Consider the following 21408-nt stretch of genomic DNA (forward strand, 5'->3'; position numbering starts at 1 on the left):
ATAAATAGGGGTGTATAAAATGCAAGATAAAAATTTAGAACAAATTATTCATATGTATATTCAAGATCATGTAGGTATTGAATTTAATGATGACACTGAGATTTTTGAAGAAGGATTAGTTAATTCTTTATTTGCAATCCAATTGATGACTTTTCTTGAAAAAGAATTTGCCATAAAGGTAACTATGGATGACTTAGATATGGATAACTATAAGTCTGTAAATTCTATTAGTAATTTTATAAGAAATAAGCAAATGGTTCGGTAATGGACATGAAACAATACTTAGAGCCATCTCAATATAAAATGTATCAGAATTTTTCGGATTTTGTTTGTGAATATATAGAACCTCATGCTAATAGTTGGGAGATTGAACAAGGCATTCCATCAGACATAATAAAGACTTGTGCTAAAAATGGTTATTTAGGTGGAACACTTCCAGCGGAGTATGGTGGATTAGAATGGGATTATGTAACGTATGGGTTATTTACTGAAGCGATAGCAAGAGGTAGTGTCTCTCTTTCGGGATTATTTAATGTCCATACGATGGTAACAGAAACGATTTTAAAATGGGGAACAGAAAATCAAAAAAATCAGTGGTTACCATTACTTGCATCTGGTAATCAAATAGCTGCATTAGCTCTTACTGAACCTGGAGCAGGATCAGATTTAAATATGATTAAAACGAACTTCGATCAACACGGGGATAAATTAATTCTTAATGGAGTGAAGAAGTGGATCACTTTTGGTGCAGCTGCTGATGTGTTTTTGGTATTTGGAAAACTAAATGGTGAACAACCAATTGCCTGTTTAGTACCAAAAGATAGTGTGGGTGTAAATGTTACTCATTTAAGAGACATGCTTGGATTTAAAGCTGCATATTTGGCAGAAATTGAATTCAATAATGTAGAAATACCTTTAGAAAATATCATTGGTAGACCAGGATTTGCTTTTACTTACCTTGCACCGTATGCTTTAGAATTTGGGCGTATTTCAATTGCCTTTGCTGCTCTTGGTGTATTACGTACTTGTTTAGAAATCTGTGGGAATCATGTATTACATAGAAGCGCATTTGGTAACGCCCTAATTGATCATGGCATGATTTCACATATGGTTACGGATATGGGAGTAGATTTAGAAGCTTCTATACTCCTTAGTTTAGAAGCTTGTAAGGCCAAAAATGAACATCGAGCTGATGCTACTGAAAAGATTATGATTGCAAAATATTTTGCATCGCGCTCAGGTACAAGGCATTCAACGAATGCTGTACAGATTATGGGAGCACTTGGTTGTAATGATAATTATTCAATATCAAGGTGCTTTAGAGATTCTAAAACAATGGAGATCGTTGAGGGGAGTAATCAGATTCATCAGCTATTACTTGGTAAGGGATTTGCTAAAAAAGCGAAACGTGCCATTGAAAAAATACCTGTAACTAAAGGAGTGATACAACCCGGATGAGTACATGTATACAAAAGCTGTTTGAAGAACAAGTAGTCCGTACGCCAGATGAGGTTGCTGTTATCTTTAAAAAAGAAACATTAACCTATAAGGAATTAAATGAAAAAAGTAACCAATTAGCTCGTCTTTTACGTGAAGGTGGAGTTGGTCCAGATACAGTTGTAGGTATTATGGTAGAGCGATCTATCGAAATGGTTGTCGGAATTTTCGGGATATTGAAAGCGGGCGGAGCATATCTTCCGCTTTCCCCGAATCATCCATCATCACGATTACAATTCATTATAGAAGATAGCGGTGCTAAATTAATACTTACGCAAAAGCAAATCCTACATCGTTTTCAAGATAGTTTGAAAGCTGATATGTTGGCTTTAGATTCGATTTCCTATGAAGGAAAGAGTCAAAATCTAGAGTGTATTAACAAACCCTCTGATCTTGTGTACGTAATATACACTTCCGGTTCAACCGGGAAACCTAAGGGTGTTATGATTGAGCATTCGGCCTTAATAAATCGAATTGAGTGGATGCAAGAGGCTTATCCAATTAGTTCAAAGGATACTATATTACAAAAGACCCCTTATACATTTGATGTATCCGTATGGGAGATGTTCTGGTGGGCCATAGTTGGAGCCAAAGTATGTATTCTTGCGCCGGGGATGGAGAAGTTTCCACAGGCTATTATTGAGACAACTGAAAGTAATGACGTGACAATCATGCATTTTGTACCATCTATGTTAAGTGCATTTTTACACTATCTTGATGTGACAGGTGAAACTAACCGAATAAAATCGTTGAAACAAGTATTTGTTAGTGGTGAGGCACTACTGTCTCAACATATAAACCGTTTTAACAAGCTGCTAAATTTCTCTAATGGTACACTTCTTACTAATCTGTACGGACCTACTGAAGCAACCATTGATGTGACTGCTTATGATTGTCCGACACATGAGATTACAGAAGGGAGCGTTCCAATAGGGCGACCAATTAAGAATATTGAGATGTTTGTTGTTGATAAATATGGTAATAAACTTCCGGAAGGCCATATAGGAGAATTATGTATCTCAGGTATAGGATTAGCACGTGGATATGTAAATAGGCCGCAATTAACGGCAGAAAAGTTTGTACAATATTCCCTTGATACCCGTATATATAAAACCGGTGACTTAGCTTTAATAAGATCGGATGGAAATATTGAGTTTCATGGAAGAATTGATTTTCAAGTTAAAGTTAATGGGCTTCGTATTGAGTTAGGGGAAATAGAATCGTGTTTAATGTCTTGTGAAGGAGTTTTACAATGTGCGGTAATTGTAAGACAAGAATCTGAGATGGTAGTTAAGTTAATAGCTTTCTATGAGTCAGAAAATGATATTGAGTTAGAGAGGTTAAAAAAATATCTACGCTTATTTTTACCAGATTATATGATACCTAACAGTTTTGTACGTGTAAATGAAATGCCATTAACGGATAGCGGAAAGATAGATAGAAAAGTACTTGCCTTATTAGGTTCCGATAAATATTCCCACCATACCACACTTGTAGGAGGTTCTGTTAATGAGGAAAGCAGTAAAGATTCATAAAGAAGATATTGAAGATGTAATCGCCCTTACACCAGTGCAGGAAGGTATTCTTTATCATTATTTGAAAGAACCCGAAGGAAAGTTATATCATGAAGAACTTCGACTTTGCTTAACTGGAAAAATTAATATTCCAAAGTTTGAAGAGGCGTGGAATTATGTAACGCGGGAAAATGAAATGCTGCGTACAATTTTTCGATGGGAAAAAGTTAAACAACCTGTACAACTTATACTAAAAGAGCATACTCCGAACATTATATATAGTGATGGTAAAGTCTCTAATGATATAGAAAGCTTTGATTTACAAACAGTTCCCTTTTCTATTGAACTATGCCACTTGAACGAAGGCGAATATGAAATGGTTTTACGTCATCATCATATTTTGTTTGATGGTTGGAGTAATAGTATTATTTTACAAGAGTTTATTAAGGTATATCGAGAGTTAATAAAGGGAGATGTACCATCATCTATAAATAAAAAGAAATTTAAAGAATATATACTATGGCAACAAAAACAAGATAAATCAAAACAAAAGCTTTTTTGGGAACAATATTTAAATGAATTAACTGAACAAATAAATTTATCCAATAAAAATTCTAATCAACTAAAAAAAGCAAAAACATATGTAAAAGAGATAGATAAAGAGCGAAGTGATAGATTTCGAAGTTTTGCAAGTAATCAAGGTGTAACATTGGCTACATTATTTTATACAGCCTGGGGTCTATTATTACAAAGGTACAAAAATTCAGAGGACGTAATATTCGGTACAACAGTATCCGGGCGTTCAATTCCAATGCACGGTCTGAGTGAAATGGTAGGTTTATTTATAAATACACCACCACTTCGTGTAAGTGCTGATGGGAGAATGACTGTTTCAGATCTTTTACAAAGAATTCAAAGTGATGTCCAAAGAAGAACTGAATATGAAACGACTCCAATTGTTGATTTAAACGTGTCATTCGACACTATTATGGTAGTTGAGAATTATCCTCTTGATATAGAAAAGCTGAAAGAAATTGATGAAAGTGTAAGAATTTCAGGTTATGAAGTAAATGAAATGACCAACTATGATTTAACCGTCTCAATAGAGTGTTTCGATTCTATTAAACTTGCAATGATGTGGCCTGAAGATGTATTTGATGAATCTATTATTATCAGTATAACTAACCATTTTATACAGCTATTAGATTCAATGCTTTTAGATGAAGGACAACCAATACAAACTCTTAAAATGTTAGATGAGGCAGAAGAAAAGTTTTTGCTTCAAGGTGGTCAAAATCAAAGTGCTACATTCCCACACACAACACTTCATCAATTAATTGAGATGCAAGCTGAAAAGCATCCTGAGAGAGTAGCACTTACATTTGAGAATAGTGAGATGACTTATGGAGAGTTGAATGAGCGTGCGGATAAAGTGGCATTTGCTCTTTTAAAAGAAGGTGTAACTTTAGATTCTCCAGTAGCTGTCATGTTGGATTACTCATTTAATATGATTATCTCTCTACTTGGTATTTTAAAAGCAGGTGGGGCTTATGTTCCAATTGATCCTGATTATCCTCAGGAACGAATTGATTTTATTCTTCAAGATAGTGGTTCAAATGTAATAATAACCTCAAATTTATTTGAGGATAAAGTTAAATTTGATAGCACAATGCTTTTTATTGAAGAACTTAATGAGATACCGATGCAAGATTTCGAGAGAGTAGATGTTGCCCCAAATAATTTAGCATATGTCATTTATACTTCTGGAACAACAGGACGTCCTAAAGGGGTTATGATTGAACATAGTAATGTAATACAACTTGTCATGCATCAACCAAATAGTTTTAAATTCTCTAGTAATGATGTGTGGTTACTATTTCATTCTTTCTGTTTTGATATGTCAGTTTGGGAGATATTTGGATCACTTACTTATGGTGGACGTCTTGTCCTGGCAACAAAAGAAACAATCCGTGATACGTATAAACTTGCTCAGTTGATTGCAGATGAGGGAGTAACGGTATTGAATCAAACTCCATCTGCATTCTATGTTTTTCAACAAGTAGTTGAAGAGATGCCTAAACTCACTTTTAAAATTAGGTTAATTACATTTGGAGGGGAAATGCTGAAGCCAGGTTTACTGCAAAGTTGGTTTAAGCGTTCACCTAATACGGTCATAGTAAATATGTATGGAATAACTGAGACGACAGTACATGTTACTTATAAGGAAATTGGAGAAAAAGAAATGCACAGTAATCTTAGTGCTATAGGCGTGCCTCTTCCTACGTATTCGTGCTATGTATTTGACAAACATATGAATCCTACACCTAAGGGAATGCAAGGGGAACTTTATGTTGGAGGATATGGAGTTGCGCGGGGATATCTAAATCGTCCTGAACTAAACAGTGAACGTTTTATACAGAATCCTTATAATCCAAGTGAAAGATTATATAGATCAGGAGATTTAGTTCGTATTCTTGAAAATGGCGAGATGGAGTATATAGGTCGTAGTGATCATCAAGTGAAGATACGTGGTTATCGAATCGAAACAGGAGAAATAGAACATCATTTACAACAGCATGCGGATGTGAAGGAAGCGGTAGTTTTATCTATTGCTTTTGGAGAGGAGCAAGAACTGTGTGCTTATATACTAACTGATCAAGATATATCTCAAAATGAATTACGTTATTATCTTACTGACAAAATACCTTCGTATATGATACCTATGTATTTTGTGCTTTTAAGTGAAATGCCATTAACTACGAATGGAAAAGTTAATCGTAGTGCTTTACCTAAGCCTACTAAGTTAGTACAACCAAATGATTTGCTAGATGAGCTTGAAACAACAGTAGCTGATGTTTGGAAGGAAGTTTTGGGGGTAGAAAAAGTAGGATTGTATGATAATTTCTTTGATGTTGGAGGGAACTCCTTAAAAATGGTTCGATTGTTCTCTCGTTTACGAAGCAAGTTTGAAAAAGAACTTACAATGCCTATGTTATTCCGATACCCAACGGTTCATGATCAAGCTTCCTACTTTAGAATTGATAATGATATGGACTGCCAACCTGAAGAAGTTAAGAAAGAAAATCTTTTATCTATGAATAAAAATGATGTAGCAGTGGTTGGTATGGCGGTTCGTATGCCAGGCGCTTCTAATCTTAAGAAATTCTGGTCAAATTTAGAACAAGGGATAGAATCCATTCGAACATTTACAGATGAAGAGCTTAGTGAGATGGGCATACCAAAAGAAGTGATTCAAAAGCCTAATTATATAAAATCTAAAGGGTATTTAGAAGATGTAGATGCATTTGATAATGAATTTTTTGATTACAGTCTAAAAGAAGCTGAAATGATGGATCCACAACTGCGTATACTTCATGAATGCGCATGGGAAGCACTAGAACAAGGAGGTGAGGTTAATTCTTCTCATATGAATACAGGAGTTTATGTTGGAGGATCACCAAATTTCCACTGGCTTCGTTCTATTGCTAGTGAATCTTCTAATACATTAGAAGATTTCCAAGCAATGTTGTTAAACGAAAAAGATTTCTTTGCTACTCGATTGGCTTATAAATTAAATCTAAAAGGACCAGCGATTACAGTACAAACTGCTTGTTCTACCTCCTTAGTTGCTATTCAAAACGCATGGGCAGATCTTATCGATGGACGATGCGATATAGCCTTGGCCGGGGGAGTAAGTATAACTTATCCAACAAAAACAGGATATTTATATGAAGATGGTATGATTTTCTCACCAGATGGTCATTGTCGAGCTTTTGATAAGGATGCGCAAGGAACAGTGGGTGGAAATGGTGCTGGTATTGTAGTACTGAAAAGGTTAGAGGATGCTCTTCGAGATGGGAATTTAATACATGGAGTTATTAAGGGAGCTGCAGTAAACAATGATGGGTCCAATAAGGCTGGATTTACAGCGCCAGGGGTTGATGGACAAGCTGCTGTTATAAAATTGGCTCATGAAATAGCTGCCGTTAAGCCTGAAGAAATCTCATATATAGAAACTCATGGTACTGGTACGCAACTAGGTGATCCTATAGAAGTAGAAGCATTGAAGTTAGCTTTTGGTAAGCAAGAACCAGGTAGAGTTTTAATTGGATCAGTGAAGACGAACATTGGACATTTAGATGCTGCAGCAGGAGTTGGAGGATTTATAAAGACGGTCTTAGCTTTGAAAAACAAGAAAATTCCGCCGAGTCTTCATTATAATAACCCAAACCCTAGCATTGATTTTGGAAAAAATCCGTTTCGTGTAAATACGGAACTTATCCCATGGAAAGAAAAGGTAAGAAGAGCGGGTGTTAGTTCGTTTGGGATGGGTGGAACTAATGCACATATAGTGTTAGAGTCTGTTCCTGACAATGCTAAGAATTTTGAAAAACAATCTTGGAACTTATTAACTGTTTCAGCAAAAACAGAGGAATCCTTAGATAAAGCTACTAACGATCTATTATTGCATTTGAAGGAGAATCTAGAGATATCACTATCTGATACAGCTTATACATTACAAAAAGGTCGTCGTGAATTTCCATATAGAACTGCTGTAGTTGCTAATGGAATAGAGGATGCCATAGAAAAACTTGGTGATACGGGACTAGAGAAAACAAACGCAATGGAGAGTAGACCTTTAGCCTTTCTTTTTTCAGGTCAAGGATCACAGTATATCAATATGGGTAGAGATTTATATGAAAATGAACCTGTATTTCGTGAACACGTTGATCAAGGTTTAGTCTTACTCTCGAATTGGTTAGATATAGACATGAAAAATATTTTGTATCCTACAAAGGAGACAGAGGATAAAGGAACTGAACAGTTAAATAGAACTTCAATGACGCAACCTCTACTATTCACTATTGAATATGCATTAGCCAAGCTTCTAATGAATTGGGGAGTTTATCCAAGGGTCATGTTTGGCCATAGTATTGGTGAGTTTGTAGCAGCTTGTTTAGCAGAAGTAATGTCTTATGAAGATGCATTACATTTAGTAATGATTAGAGGGAAGTTAATGAATAGCGTACCAGAAGGCGCTATGCTAAGTGTAAATTTATCTGTTGAAGAATTAAAAACCTATATAACAGATGATGTAGATATAGCAGCTGTAAATTCCTCTCAACATTCAGTAATTTCTGGTACTGTACTTTCAATCAATAAGATTGAGGAATTACTTTTAAATCATGGAGTAAAGACAACACGTCTATTTACTTCGCATGCTTTCCATTCTCGAATGATGGATGAAGTTCTAGATTCATTTGAGCAAGCTGTAGGAAATATAAAATTATCAAGTCCTAAAATACCTTATATATCTAATATTACAGGTGAAATGATTACAGCAAATCAAGCTACATCACCTTCTTATTGGGCGAAGCATTTACGAAGTACTGTTCAATTTTCAAAGGGATTATCTGAAATTTTCCATTTAAAAAATGTAATTTGTCTTGAGATTGGCCCAGGTAATGCATTATCAACTTTTGTATTAAAACATTTAAATAGAAGTAAAGATCAATTGGCTTTAAACATGTTACGTCATCCTCTGGATAAATCAAATGACTTCGAGCATTTATGCAAGCAAATGGGACGGTTATGGATGCAAGGCGGAACTATAAATTGGAATACTTTTAATAACATTGAGAATAAAAGGTTATTAGATTTACCAACGTATCCTTTCATGAAAAAACGATTTAAAGCTGATCCGATTTTTAATACTCAATCTCGGAGTTTAACTCAGGAAACAAGAGGCCATAATAAACAGGCTAATATTAAAGACTGGTTTTATTTGCCTTCTTGGGAACGCAAAACATTAAAATCTATACAAATAAAGAAAGAACAAAAATATAAATGGCTTATTTTCAATGATCATCTAAATAGATTCAATCGACTGATAGAAAAATTAAAAAGAGAAGGTCATGATGTAATTGAAGTTAAAACAGGCGGTATTTTCTCTGAAAAATCCGACGGTTTATATACGATATGTCCATCTCAAAAAATGCATTATGAAATGCTATTTTCAGAATTAGAACAAAAAGATTTATTACCAAATAAGATTATACATGCTTGGAGCTTTAATCCAGTTAATGAGGTTATTCTCGATCAAGAGAGAATTGAACGATCAATGGATGAAGGATATTATTCGTTACTTTATATTGCACAAGCAATTGGGAAAATTAATTATGAGGGAGCATTACAGTTAAATATCTTTACTGACCGTATGTTCGAAGTTACAGGTACAGAGCTGAATTTAAAACCAGAGCAAGCTACAATTCTAGGCTTTTCAAAAATATGCAATCTTGAGTTTCAAAATATAAAATGTCGTACCATTGATATGGATACAGATTCTCAACAAATGTTTGAAGAAGCGGGTTTAATGGAGAGTTTTGTGGATTCTACTGATATAGTTGTAGCTTATCGAGGACGTCATCGATGGGCTCAAACGATTATTCAAAGTCCTTTTGAGGAAGAAGATGTAGAAATTGATAGATTACGAGAGGGTGGCGTTTATTTAATTACTGGTGGACTTGGTGGAATTGGATTTGAAATTGCAAAAGATTTAGCTAATAGAGTACAAAATGTCAAACTTATATTGATTGGCCGCTCAGAGTTCCCACCTCGTAATCAATGGGAACAGTACCTAGAAAATAAAGACGAGCGTATAAGCCGAATTATTTCTGATTTGTTGACAATGGAGTCTCAAGGTGCAGAATACATGATCCTAAGTGCTGATGTTTCCAATCAAGATGATATGAAACAGGCAATTGAAAAGGCTAAATCTCGTTTTGGTTCTATTAATGGCGTAATTCATGCAGCCGGTGTCGCTGATTATCTAGGTATTATGATGAATCGTGAAAAAGAATCTAATAATAAAATTTTAGCTCCGAAAATTAAAGGTACACTAGTGCTCGATGCTTTATTAAAAGATGAACCAATTGATTTCTTCGTACTATGTTCATCAATTGGTAATGTGGCGTATCATATGAAATTTGGTCAGAGTGGTTATAATGCAGCGAATGAATTTTTAGATGCATTTGCATTTTATAAGCGGGCTCATGATGGAGTGTTCACTGTAGCTATTAACTGGCCAGATTGGCAAGAGGTGGGTATGTCACTTAAGTCTGCTGAAATATGGGCAAAGCAATTTAATATGGATATGGAAAGTGTATTACATGATGGTGTAACTGTAGAAGAGGGCTTAAAAGTATTCCGTAGTATTATCAATAGAAATCAACAACAAGTTGTGGTTTCTCCAATAGATTTACATTGGAAACTTTTAAATGGTGCCAACTATTATAATGAACTATTGGAAAAAGGAAGTAAGAATAGATTAAAGCAGAATCGTTCAGATGTTTCAACAACATATAGACCACCAACTAATGAAATTGAACAACAATTATACGAATTATTAAAAGATATGTTTGGAATCGAAGAAATAGGAATCTACGATAATTTCTTCGATCTAGGAATGAGTTCTTTAGATCTTGTTCGTATTAATGTGAAATTAAAAGAGGCCTTTAAACGAGACTTACCTATAGTTGTTCTTTATGAGCATACGTCAATTAAATCTCTTGCTAAATATTTAAGTAATCAAGAAGTAAATAACAATTTAACAAATAAAAAAGAGTTATTGAAAGCGAAATCGGTTATGAAAAATACATTATCTGCTTTAAAAAGTAGAAAGTAGTAAAGGGAGGGGAACAACATGATTAATAAAGAAGTAGTTCCGTCAAAAGTTGAGTTTTGCTGGGGATTACCTGTTATTCCAACACCACAAACAAAAGAACTTCTAGAGGAATATGTTAATCAAGCTAAAAGAGCTGAGAATAATAACTTTGACTCGGTATTGGTTTCGATTGCACCAACATCTGTTGATCCAATGATAGCAGCGTCTATGATTGGAATGAATACGGAGTTTGTAAAGATTTTGGTTGCGCAAAATACAAACCAGATGATTCCTACCGTAACAGCAAAAGCATTGAATACTTTAAATAGTTTAATTGGTAATCGTGCAGATATTAACATTGTAACTGGAAGTGCCTCGCTTGTCCTTGCGCGTGATGGATTACCAGAACCGCACCATGTTCGATATGCTAGGACAAAAGAATATATTGAGCTGTTACAACAATTAAGACGAGGAGTAACTAGCTATAAAGGTGAGTTTTATCAAGTAGAAAATACTGATATTTATCCAAAGGAAGATCTCTCTCGAAGTGCCCGCTACTTTGTAGCGGGGTCCTCCGAGGAGGCAATGAGAGTAGCTGCAGAGTATGGTGATGCTTATATACTTTATGCAACAGACCGCAAAAGTCTTAGAGAACACTATCAAACAGTTAATAATTACGCTAAGCAATATGGGCGCGAGAAAATTCCAGGTGCTATTTTAGTAGACATCATTGCTCGTGAGACTTCAGAAGAAGCATATGAAGAGGCATATGAATTACTTGAGAGAACACCAGCAGCCTTAAAGAGAATGACTAAGCTATTTTTAGATAATGCAGATTCTGTTGGACTTCGCCGATACAAAGATTTAATTACAAAAGATAGTATGTGGATAGATGATCATCTTTGGGGAGGTCTAAGTTTAGTTAACCCATCTAATTCAATTTCTATAGTTGGTAGCTATGAGGAAGTCATCTCGACGTTAACTGATTTTTGGGAAATAGGGGCAAATTATTTTCTTATTACTTCTCAGATTAGTGAGCATGAAATTGAACGTATTGGTCAAAATGTTGTGCAACCATTTAAAAAGAAAATTGAAAAGTTAATCCAAGTTAACTAAAAGAGGGCTAAAAATATGAAGTTAAACATATGGTTGAAGTTTATCATTTTAATGACCTTAATAGTACTCCCTTATCGACAGGTGGAAGCACAGGAAACGGTACAGTTTAATGAGAAGAAAATACAGAAGCATATAGAAGAACAAATATCTCAAGCGGGTATTCCTGGACTTTCAGTAGTAATTGTAAAAGGAAATGAAACGATTTATAAGAAGAATTATGGCTATGCCGATACAAACAAAAAACGTCAAGTTACGAATGAGACGCTTTTCGAGCTAGGTTCTACTTCAAAAGCTTTTACGGCATTAGCTGTATTGCAGCTAGAAAAAGAAGGGAAAATTAAACTTAGTGATTCTTTAACTAAATATGTTTCATGGTTTGAAATGGAGTATAAAGGCAAACCTTATGAAATTACACTTTATGACTTATTACACCATACTAGTGGAATACCGGAAAAGGCCATTGGATATATTCCTATAACCAATGGCAAAGATTCTATTGAGAAAACGATTAGGAATGTTATGCCAATAGGACTAAACCGAGAGCCGGGTAGCAGTTTTGAATATTCTACGGTTAACTACGATCTATTAGGCTTAGTAATCGAGAAGGCAACTAATCAATCATTTGAAAGATATGTTCAAGATCATGTGCTATCAAAGTTGGATCTATTGAGTACATACGCTGGACGTGAGATGGCCCCATTAGATAACATGGCCCAAGGTTACAAGCGTAATTTCTTACAATCATTACCCTATGACGCTCCTAATTATAGGGGGAATACACCGGCTGGATATTTTATTTCAAATATAAATGATATGGAAAGATGGTTAAAATTACAGCTTGGGGTTGAAAAGCCTAGGATGTTTCCGGAGGAATTGATTAACGATTCTCATAAAGCGAATAGAAAGGTTGCCCCAGATAGCAATGGAGCTTCATATGCAGCTGGATGGGAGGTCTATCAAAGTGGTGGAGGGGAAATTTCACATGGTGGAAGTAACCCAAATTATTCATCGTATATTGGTTTCCGTGATGAGGAACAGATAGGGGTCGTAGTATTAGCAAATCTGAATAGTAATTACACTTACTATATCGGTAGCAGTCTTTTAAATATGATGATAGATAAAGAAGTTAAACCGTTACTCTATGATGAATATAAGAAAACGGATCAAATAGGAACAGCCTTATTTGTGATCTCATCTTTGTGTTTACTAACTTTATTGGTCATGTTATTTCATTTAATCAGGGAGATTATTTTTAGAAAAAGAAAATTTATATTACCAACGGGAAAAACATGGTTACATATGGTATTAGTTGTTGCGATATATGGGCTAATGATTTATGCACTCTATCAACTACCAAATCTCTTGTTTGGAGGGCTTCCGTGGGCATTTATAAAAGTTTGGGCTCCTTCAACTGTTGTACTTGCAATATATGCAATTGCTGGGGTGGGTTTGGCCTATGTTATCCATACATTCTTAAATCTTTGTTTTCCAAGACAAAAGGGAAAGTCGCTTTTGACTTTAATTGTTTTGGGATTAATATCAGGATTTGGTAATGCCTTTCTCATTTTTGTGATTAATGAAACGTTTGTTAGATCAAATAATTTGGAAAATGGCTTGTTATTTTACTTTGTACTTGGAATCGTTATGTATGTCTTTTCACAACGTATTATTAGAACTAGCATTGTATCGTATACAAACGAGCTAGTTTATGAAAAAAGGATGGAATTAACAGATAAGTTGTTACAGACTCCTTATTACAAATTGGAGTTGATTGAGAAGGGACGAATAGAGGCGACATTAAATAACGATACGGAAGTTATCTCTCGTTCTCTCAATCTATTAGTTACTGCTGGAACAAGTTTATTAACGTTACTGTTTTGTTTTCTCTATCTTGGTGTAATGAATATGTATGCCTTTTTACTATCCTTGTGTATCATCTTTATTACTGCAGGGGTATATTCTCTGATCGGACGACAAGCAGATAAAGTTTGGAATGAAACAAGAGATATTCAGAATGTATATTTCCGTTTGATTGGTGATCTAAGGCATGGTTTCAAAGAGCTTAGGCTTCATACTGGAAAACGAAACGATTTTCGAGAAGTTATGAATGAAAGCTGTAATAACTATCGTGTTAAACGAACGATAGGAGATATTAAATTTGCAAATGTGTTTGTTCTGGGAGAACTATTATTCATTTTTGTTATTGGTATTGTAGTTTTCGTATTTCCAGAATTTTTTGTTAATATGCCAAAAGAGACGATAAGTAACTATGTAATTGTTTTTCTGTATATGACAGGTCCAGTTAATGAAATACTGGGCGGTATCCCTCAGCTCGTAAATGTACGTATTTCTTGGCAACGTATTCAACAAATGGTGAAGAGTGTAGATCATATAAAGGCAAATGAGCAAATTGCAACAACAAAAGAGTACTTAGATGTGCCAATTTGTTTGCAGCTACAAAATGTAAGTTATAAGTATAAGAATAAAGATGGAGATTTTACTGGTTTTGGTATTGGTCCAATAGACATGGACTTTAATTCTGGAGAAATAGTCTTTATTGCTGGTGGTAATGGGAGTGGAAAATCTACTTTATCAAAACTGATTACTGGGTTATATGAACCTAATGAAGGTAACGTTTTATTAAATGGAAAAGAAATAGCTCCAGAGGAATTGAATCAATACTATTCAGCTATCCTGAGTGATTTTCATGTTTTTGATAGGCTATATGGAATTAATACAGAAGGAATGAAAGCAGAAATCGATCATTATTTAGAACTTCTCCAACTGAGTGACAAGGTTGGCATTGAGAATGGGCGCTTTACTACTACGCAACTATCAACTGGACAAAAGAAAAGGTTGGCATTGCTGGTTACGTATTTAGAAGATCGACCTATACTTTTATTTGATGAATGGGCAGCGGATCAAGATCCTGGTTATAGACGCTTCTTTTATGAAGAATTGTTACCTCAAATGCGAGCGAAGGGTAAATGTATTATTGCTATTACTCACGACGATCAATATTTTCATTTGGCAGATAAGCTTATAGTGATGGAGATGGGAACTGTGAAAATGAATAAAACAAAGGAGGCATTATTATGAGTAAGGAAATTAAATGTGTTGTTTGGGACTTAGATTGTACAATTTGGGATGGTGTTTTATTAGAGAGTGGTACGGTTACTTTAAAACCTGGAATTTATGAAATTATATGTGAATTAGATCGACGTGGAATACTGCAATCAGTTGCTAGTAAAAATAACTACGAAGATGCAATAGCTAAATTACGGGAATTTGGAATAGAAGAGTATTTTTTATATCCGGAGATTCATTGGAACTCTAAATCTAGTTCCATTGAGAAAATTAGAAAAAATTTAAACATAGGTATTGATACTTTTGCGTTCATTGATGACCAACCTTTTGAATTAGAAGAAGTACAGAGCGTTCATAATGATATTCTGTGTATACATGTAAATGAATATAAGTCGTTATTAGACTTGCCACGACTACAACCAAAAAGAATTACAGAAGATTCAGGTCGTCGAAGACTGATGTATTTAGAAAATCTTAAGAGAACGAAGGATGAAGAAGAATATGAAGGCCCAAAAGAAGAATTTTTAGCTTCACTTGGGATGAATTTTGTGATTAGTGAGGCTCGTGAGGAAGATTTACAGCGTGCAGAGGAGTTAACAGTACGTACGAATCAATTAAATTCGACTGGTATTACCTATGATTATGATGAATTAAACTATTATCGTAATCATCCAGATTATTTATTATTAGTTTGTGAGTTATCAGATAAATATGGCTCCTATGGGAAGATTGGTTTAACACTTGTAAAAAGGACGGAGGAAGCCGACTGCCTAAAACTTCTTCTCATGTCTTGTCGTGTAATGTCCCGTGGCGTTGGTACTATACTCCTTACATATCTAATGGAAAGAACAAAACAGGCAGGTAAACGCTTTTTGGCTGAGTTTAGACAGACTGACCGTAACCGTATGATGTTTGTTACGTACCGATTAGCTGGATTTAAGGAAACTAGCAACGAAAATGGAATATTAATTTTAGAACATAATCTTGAGAATATAAATCCTTATCCTCACTATATTAATATACAATTTCCGGAAACACCAACGGATGTGGATAGAGGGGAAGTGGAAATATGCAACAAACAATTGTAAAGCATTCTCTTACGCATCCACAAAAAAGAGTTTGGTATAATGAACAAATTTATCCAAACACATCTATGTATAACATCGGAGGGATGGTTCTTATTAATGGGGAAATTAATTTTACAATTTTAGAAAAAGCAATTCAATTATTCATTAAGAAAAATGATGGTTTACGTCTACGGATTTTTCAACAACATAGAGAACCCCACCAATATATATCACCATTTGAACCTACACCAATACGTTTAATTGATTTTTCTAATCATCATAATCCAAGTTTAGAAGCTAGAAAATGGGCCCAGGATGAATTTCAAAAACAAATTCCACTTGAAGGAGGCCCTCTGTTTGAATTTGTGCTCTTGAAAATAAGTGATGTAGAAAGCTCCTATTTTGTTAAGTTTCATCATATTATAGCTGATGGTTGGACAATCCAACTTATGACGAGTCAAATTATCGATTTTTACTCTAAGTTAAAGAATGATGAGCATATAAATGATACGGTTGAATCTACTTATCTGTCTTATCTACAAGCAGAGGAGAAATATCTGGAATCCCCTCGATACGTAAAAAATAAGAATTATTGGAATGAGAAATTTATGAATCTGCCAGATTTCTTTTTATCAAAAACATCTCATTCTCTAGAAGGGAAACGAAAGATATTTTTAATTGAAAAAGAAAAATCGGTTGCACTACAGTCTTTTATACAAAAACATAGAATATCTATGAATACATTATTTTCAACCTTTATGCTTATTTATATTCATAAAATGTATGATCAATCAGACATAATCATTGGATCTCCTGTACTAAATCGTTCCGGTGTACTAGAAAAGAAAATAGTAGGTATGTTTACTAGCACAATGCCGTTACGGTTAAATGTGGATGAAGATGAGAGTGTTCTATCTTTCATTAAAAGAGTAAATCATGAAATAAAACAATGTCTATTTCATCAGCGTTATCCTTATAACTTATTGGTAAAAGACTTGCAATTGACTAGTAAAGGATACGATGGTTTATTTCAATATAGTGTGAATTACTACAATACAAAACTTAAAAATACTATCGATGGATTTTCTTTAGAAAACGTGGAGTTTTATAGTGGCTACCAAGCCTATTCATTGCAGTTAGTTATTAAGGAATGGGCAGATGAAGGTTTAGAAATTCAATATGATTATAAAGTCGCGGATTTTGAAGAAGATCAAATTAATTGTATGCATGAGAGGTTTTTAACTTTAATAGAACAAGTTTTACGTAATGAAGATCAATCGATAAAAGAATTATCTTTGTTATCGGATGATGAGCAAAAGTTTATGTTAGAGAAATTTAACAATACAGCTGTTGTGTATCCGAAAGAAAAAACTATTCAAGAATTATTTGAAGAACAAGTAAAACAGACACCAGAAAAAATAGCAATTCAACATGCTGATAGATCAATGACTTATCTTGAATTAAATAAGAAATCTAATCAGTTAGCAAGAAAGTTACGAGAAAAAGGAGTCAAAAATGGTCAAGTCGTGGGTATACTAGCTAAACATTCACTTGAGATAGTAATTGCAATTTGGGGAGTTATTAAGGCTGGAGGTACATATTTGCCTATAGATCCTTCCTACCCAGAGGACCGAATTCGTTATATTTTGAATGATAGCGGCACAACATTACTTTTAACTGACTATACAAATGAGGGTAATTTAGAATATTTAGGTGAGAAAATTAATATATGTGATCAGAAACTTTATGAAGGAGATAATGCCAATCTAAACCTAGTAAATGCACCAAATGATCCAATATATATAATTTATACCTCTGGAACCACGGGGAATCCTAAAGGAACTGTAATCACTCAACGTGGATTGGTTAACTATATTTCCTGGGCTAAAAAGAACTATATTAGTAGTGAAAATGATGTTTTTGCATTATATTCATCCGTTTCTTTTGATTTAACAGTAACTTCAATATTCACTCCTTTAATAAGTGGTTTATTGTTAGTAATATATCATGATAATGAAGATGAGTTTATTTTGTCAAAAATACTCAAGGAAAATGTAGTAACAGTGTTGAAAGTTACGCCTTCACATTTAGCATTGTTAAATAACTATTCACCCCCAAGAGTTTCATCTCTTCGCAGATTGATTGTGGGTGGAGAGGATTTGAAAACCTCAGTCGCCGAAAAGATATATGATCTTTTTAGCGGTAAAGTTGAAATAATTAATGAATATGGACCAACTGAAACTGTGGTTGGATGTATGATTCATCGTTATGATCCAGATCTAGATCGAAGAGCATCCGTACCAATTGGTACACCAGCTGATAATGTTCAAATATATTTATTGGATAAGAATCTTCAGCCGGTTCCTATTGGTGTAAAAGGAGAAATTTATATATCGGGTGATGGGGTAGCTAAAGGTTATTTAAATCGTCCGGATTTAACAGCGCAACGTTTTTTATCCAATCCATTTATTTCGAGTGAGAAGATGTATCGAAGTGGTGACTTAGCTGTCATGTTGCCAAATGGATTAATTGAGTATCAAGGACGGATGGATTCTCAAGTGAAAGTTAAAGGATATCGTATTGAAATAGGGGAAGTTGAGAATGTACTGTTACAACACAAGTCTGTTAAAGATGTAGTAGTGGTGAATTGGCAAGGTGAGGATAATTCAAATCATCTAGTTGCTTACATTGTTTTGAAAGACAGTGTTCAAAATATAGAAATACGCAGTTTTATTTCGCATATGCTACCAAGTTATATGATTCCTTCATTTTTTATCTATATGGATCAGCTACCGCTTACTATTAATGGAAAGGTAGATCGTCAAGCGTTGCCAGATCCGATGTTAAATAACGGTTCTAATCATACTCATTTAGAAGAAGTAGATGAAGATGTTACTGGAATGGTTAGTGAAGTTCTCAAGGAAATATTACAGACTGATAGAATCGAATTGCATAGTAATTTTTATCATTTAGGTGGAGATTCTATTAAAGCGATCCAAGTGAGCGCTAGATTACAAGAACTGGGATGGAAAGTTAGAGTTAAAGATGTACTAAATTATCCAGTTGTAAGTGAATTGGCAGCAATGTTAGTTAAACAAAAAGATGTTACAGTCTCACAAACATTGGTAACAGGAAAGGTAGAGCTTACTCCTATTATGCGTTGGTTCCTTGATCAACAGTTTAAGAACCCGCATCATTGGAATCAATCGGTATTACTGTCTTTGAAGAAGCCGGTTAAAGAAGAATATGTTAATAAGATGTTAAATACGATCATGCATCATCATGATTTGTTACGGTTAAGGTATGAGGATAAGCAGGATTACTTCTATTATGACGAAGATATGTCCATTGTTGATTCTAAGGTTACCATGTTTGATTTGTCTGAAATTCCAATTGAAATGGCTTTGAATCAGGTTCATATAAAAGGTGAAGAGTTAAAAGGAAGTTTAAATTTGAATGTAGGACCATTATTTAAAGGGGCCTTATTCCAGCTTTCAAATGATCAACAGTTGTTATTATTAACTGCACACCACCTTATTGTTGATGCTGTGTCCTGGCGTATTTTAATTGAAGATGCAAACCGATGTTTGAATAGCTTGTATTTAGGAGAAGTTCCATCGCTACCATTAAAAACTAACTCTTTCCAAGATTGGTCTGAAGCTTTAAATAGTCGAGGAGTTAATTTAGTACGTGCTGAATTAGATTATTGGGAATCCATAGATAACATGCTAGATAATAATTTTCAAATTAATAGAGAAAAAGAAAATAGTACTGTTGAAAGTTGTACGACTCTTACCTTTACATTGAATGCAGATGATACAAGAAAACTATTAACTACTGCAAATGTGCCTTACAATACACAACCAATGGAGTTGTTACTTGCTGTGTTGACAGAAAATTTAGGTAAATATACAAACCAAGATCAAATTAAATTTGAGTTAGAAGGTCATGGTCGAGAGGAATTATTTGAGCATCTTGATATTTCACGTACAGTAGGGTGGTTTACAACGATGTATCCTATTGTATTACAAGTTTCGCATAATATTGCTAATCAAATAAAGAGTGTTAAAGAAGAGGTTCGTAAAAGACCTAATAAGGGAATTGGATATGGAATTCTTAAAGAGAAGTTTCCTTCTTGCAAAGATTTAACTCAAAATATAATTCGTTTTAACTATTTAGGAGGGATAGATAATTCTCTCGGGGATGGATGGTTTACTATTGTTGATTATCAAAGTGGCAGTGAACAATCAAAAGATAATCATATTACTGCATTATTGGATATTGTGGCCATGGTTAAGAATAAAAGCTTAGAAATTCATGTGACATTTAGTACAAGTTATTTTCAAAAGAATTTTGTAGAAAATTTATTTTCAGATTATCTAGAACGACTACAGACATATATCCAATCCTGTTGTCAAATGCAAACTAAAGAATTTACTTCATCAGATTTTGAAACCTTAAACCTTAGTGATGAAGAAATTGATAATTTGTTTGATTAAACAACTATTTGATGAAAATTTTATTTAATAAAGGAGAAGTCACTTGAGAAAATTAATGAAAGATTTATCGCCAGGATTGAATAGTAACAAATATTTGGTTTGTGTTCCTTATGCTGGGGGCTATTCGAATTCTTTTTTACCTTTAAAGAATTATTTACCGAAAGATATAAAACTTATTTCATTTGATCCTCCAGGCCATGGTCCTAATCTTTCTCCACTAGTTGATAACATAGATGATCTTGTTAATTTATATTTAATGGAGATGCAACCAATTTTAGAGGGAGAGGTTACATTATTTGGCCATAGCATGGGAGGAATTATAGTTCACCGTATGGCTCAAATTTTAGAAAGTAAGGGCATAAATCCTAAAAATGTTATTATCTCTGCTATGAATCCACCTGAAATAAGAAGAAAAACAAATCATTTAGATGATAAAGACTTTATAGATTATATAAAGTCTTTGGGAGGATTACCGGATGAAGTATTACAACATCAGGAGCTTTTAAACTATATCCTTCCAGTTATTCGATCAGACTTTCGTGCCATTGAGAATTATATAAATGATGACACAACATTGTTGAAAGCGCCCCTATATATTATTAGTGGAACAACAGACTCTAATTATACAGTAAAAGGGGCTAAGAAGTGGGTAGAATGGGGCAATGAGGTTCATTTTCTAACAGTTAATGGTGGTCATATGTTTTTACTACATCAAGCTGACATCGTGGGCGAGTTAATTATGAAAATACTAGATAGGGTAAAATCTGTGAAGTAAAAAAATTAAGAGATGTATCTGAGTAAGAGAAAAGTGCATTTCTATGCTTTATGTGAAACTTCTATCGTTAAAGTAGCAATCTAATTGGTCGTCATTGGGAGTTTTATTACTGAGGAAGAAGACTCCCAATGACGAGTATGATTGTGCCCCCTCATGATAAAACGGATAGGTCTATGGGGAACATAACCAC

General features: G+C 34.2%; 9 protein-coding genes. All 9 read left to right on the top strand.

The genetic code is table 11. From position 1 onward, the window contains the following. Positions 1-19 precede the first annotated feature (19 nt). Genes ACS2CR_RS07110 through ACS2CR_RS07150 form a run of 9 tightly spaced genes read left to right on the top strand, consistent with a single transcriptional unit; the run spans position 20 to position 21218 of the window. Positions 20-265, top strand: a complete 246-nt coding sequence (locus ACS2CR_RS07110) for an acyl carrier protein (RefSeq protein WP_001152971.1) — start codon at positions 20-22, stop codon at positions 263-265. Next, a complete protein-coding gene (locus ACS2CR_RS07115; protein ID WP_153602540.1) occupies positions 265-1458 on the top strand; it encodes an acyl-CoA dehydrogenase family protein in 1194 nt (397 codons plus the stop codon). The genes ACS2CR_RS07110 and ACS2CR_RS07115 overlap by 1 nt, the downstream gene beginning before the upstream one ends. Next, complete coding sequence (zmaJ, locus tag ACS2CR_RS07120) at positions 1455-3032, top strand: zwittermicin A synthase ZmaJ (RefSeq protein ID WP_098578151.1); 1578 nt, start codon at positions 1455-1457, stop codon at positions 3030-3032. The genes ACS2CR_RS07115 and zmaJ overlap by 4 nt, the downstream gene beginning before the upstream one ends. Continuing rightward, a complete protein-coding gene (locus ACS2CR_RS07125) occupies positions 3007-10695 on the top strand; it encodes a non-ribosomal peptide synthetase/type I polyketide synthase (RefSeq protein ID WP_153602539.1) in 7689 nt (2562 codons plus the stop codon). The genes zmaJ and ACS2CR_RS07125 overlap by 26 nt, the downstream gene beginning before the upstream one ends. A gap of 18 nt (positions 10696-10713) precedes the next feature. Next, positions 10714-11790 (top strand): LLM class flavin-dependent oxidoreductase, encoded by a 1077-nt coding sequence (locus ACS2CR_RS07130; RefSeq protein WP_153602538.1) that lies wholly within the window; start codon positions 10714-10716, stop codon positions 11788-11790. A 15-nt stretch (positions 11791-11805) separates the two neighbouring features. Further along, the gene (locus ACS2CR_RS07135) at positions 11806-14889 is read left to right on the top strand and encodes a cyclic peptide export ABC transporter (protein WP_153602537.1); all 3084 of its coding nucleotides are present in this window, start codon (positions 11806-11808) and stop codon (positions 14887-14889) included. Further along, positions 14886-15965 (top strand): HAD-IIIC family phosphatase, encoded by a 1080-nt coding sequence (locus tag ACS2CR_RS07140; RefSeq protein ID WP_000031543.1) that lies wholly within the window; start codon positions 14886-14888, stop codon positions 15963-15965. Before ACS2CR_RS07135 ends, ACS2CR_RS07140 begins: the two co-directional genes overlap by 4 nt. After that, positions 15947-20443, top strand: coding sequence for a non-ribosomal peptide synthetase (locus ACS2CR_RS07145; protein ID WP_153602536.1), 4497 nt, complete (start codon positions 15947-15949; stop codon positions 20441-20443). Before ACS2CR_RS07140 ends, ACS2CR_RS07145 begins: the two co-directional genes overlap by 19 nt. Positions 20444-20486: 43 nt before the next feature. After that, entirely contained in the window at positions 20487-21218 is a 732-nt protein-coding gene (locus ACS2CR_RS07150; RefSeq protein ID WP_001228849.1) for a thioesterase II family protein, read from the top strand. Positions 21219-21408 lie beyond the last annotated feature (190 nt).

Source organism: Bacillus cereus group sp. BceL291 (assembly GCF_051776705.1).
Classification (GTDB): domain Bacteria; phylum Bacillota; class Bacilli; order Bacillales; family Bacillaceae_G; genus Bacillus_A; species Bacillus_A cereus.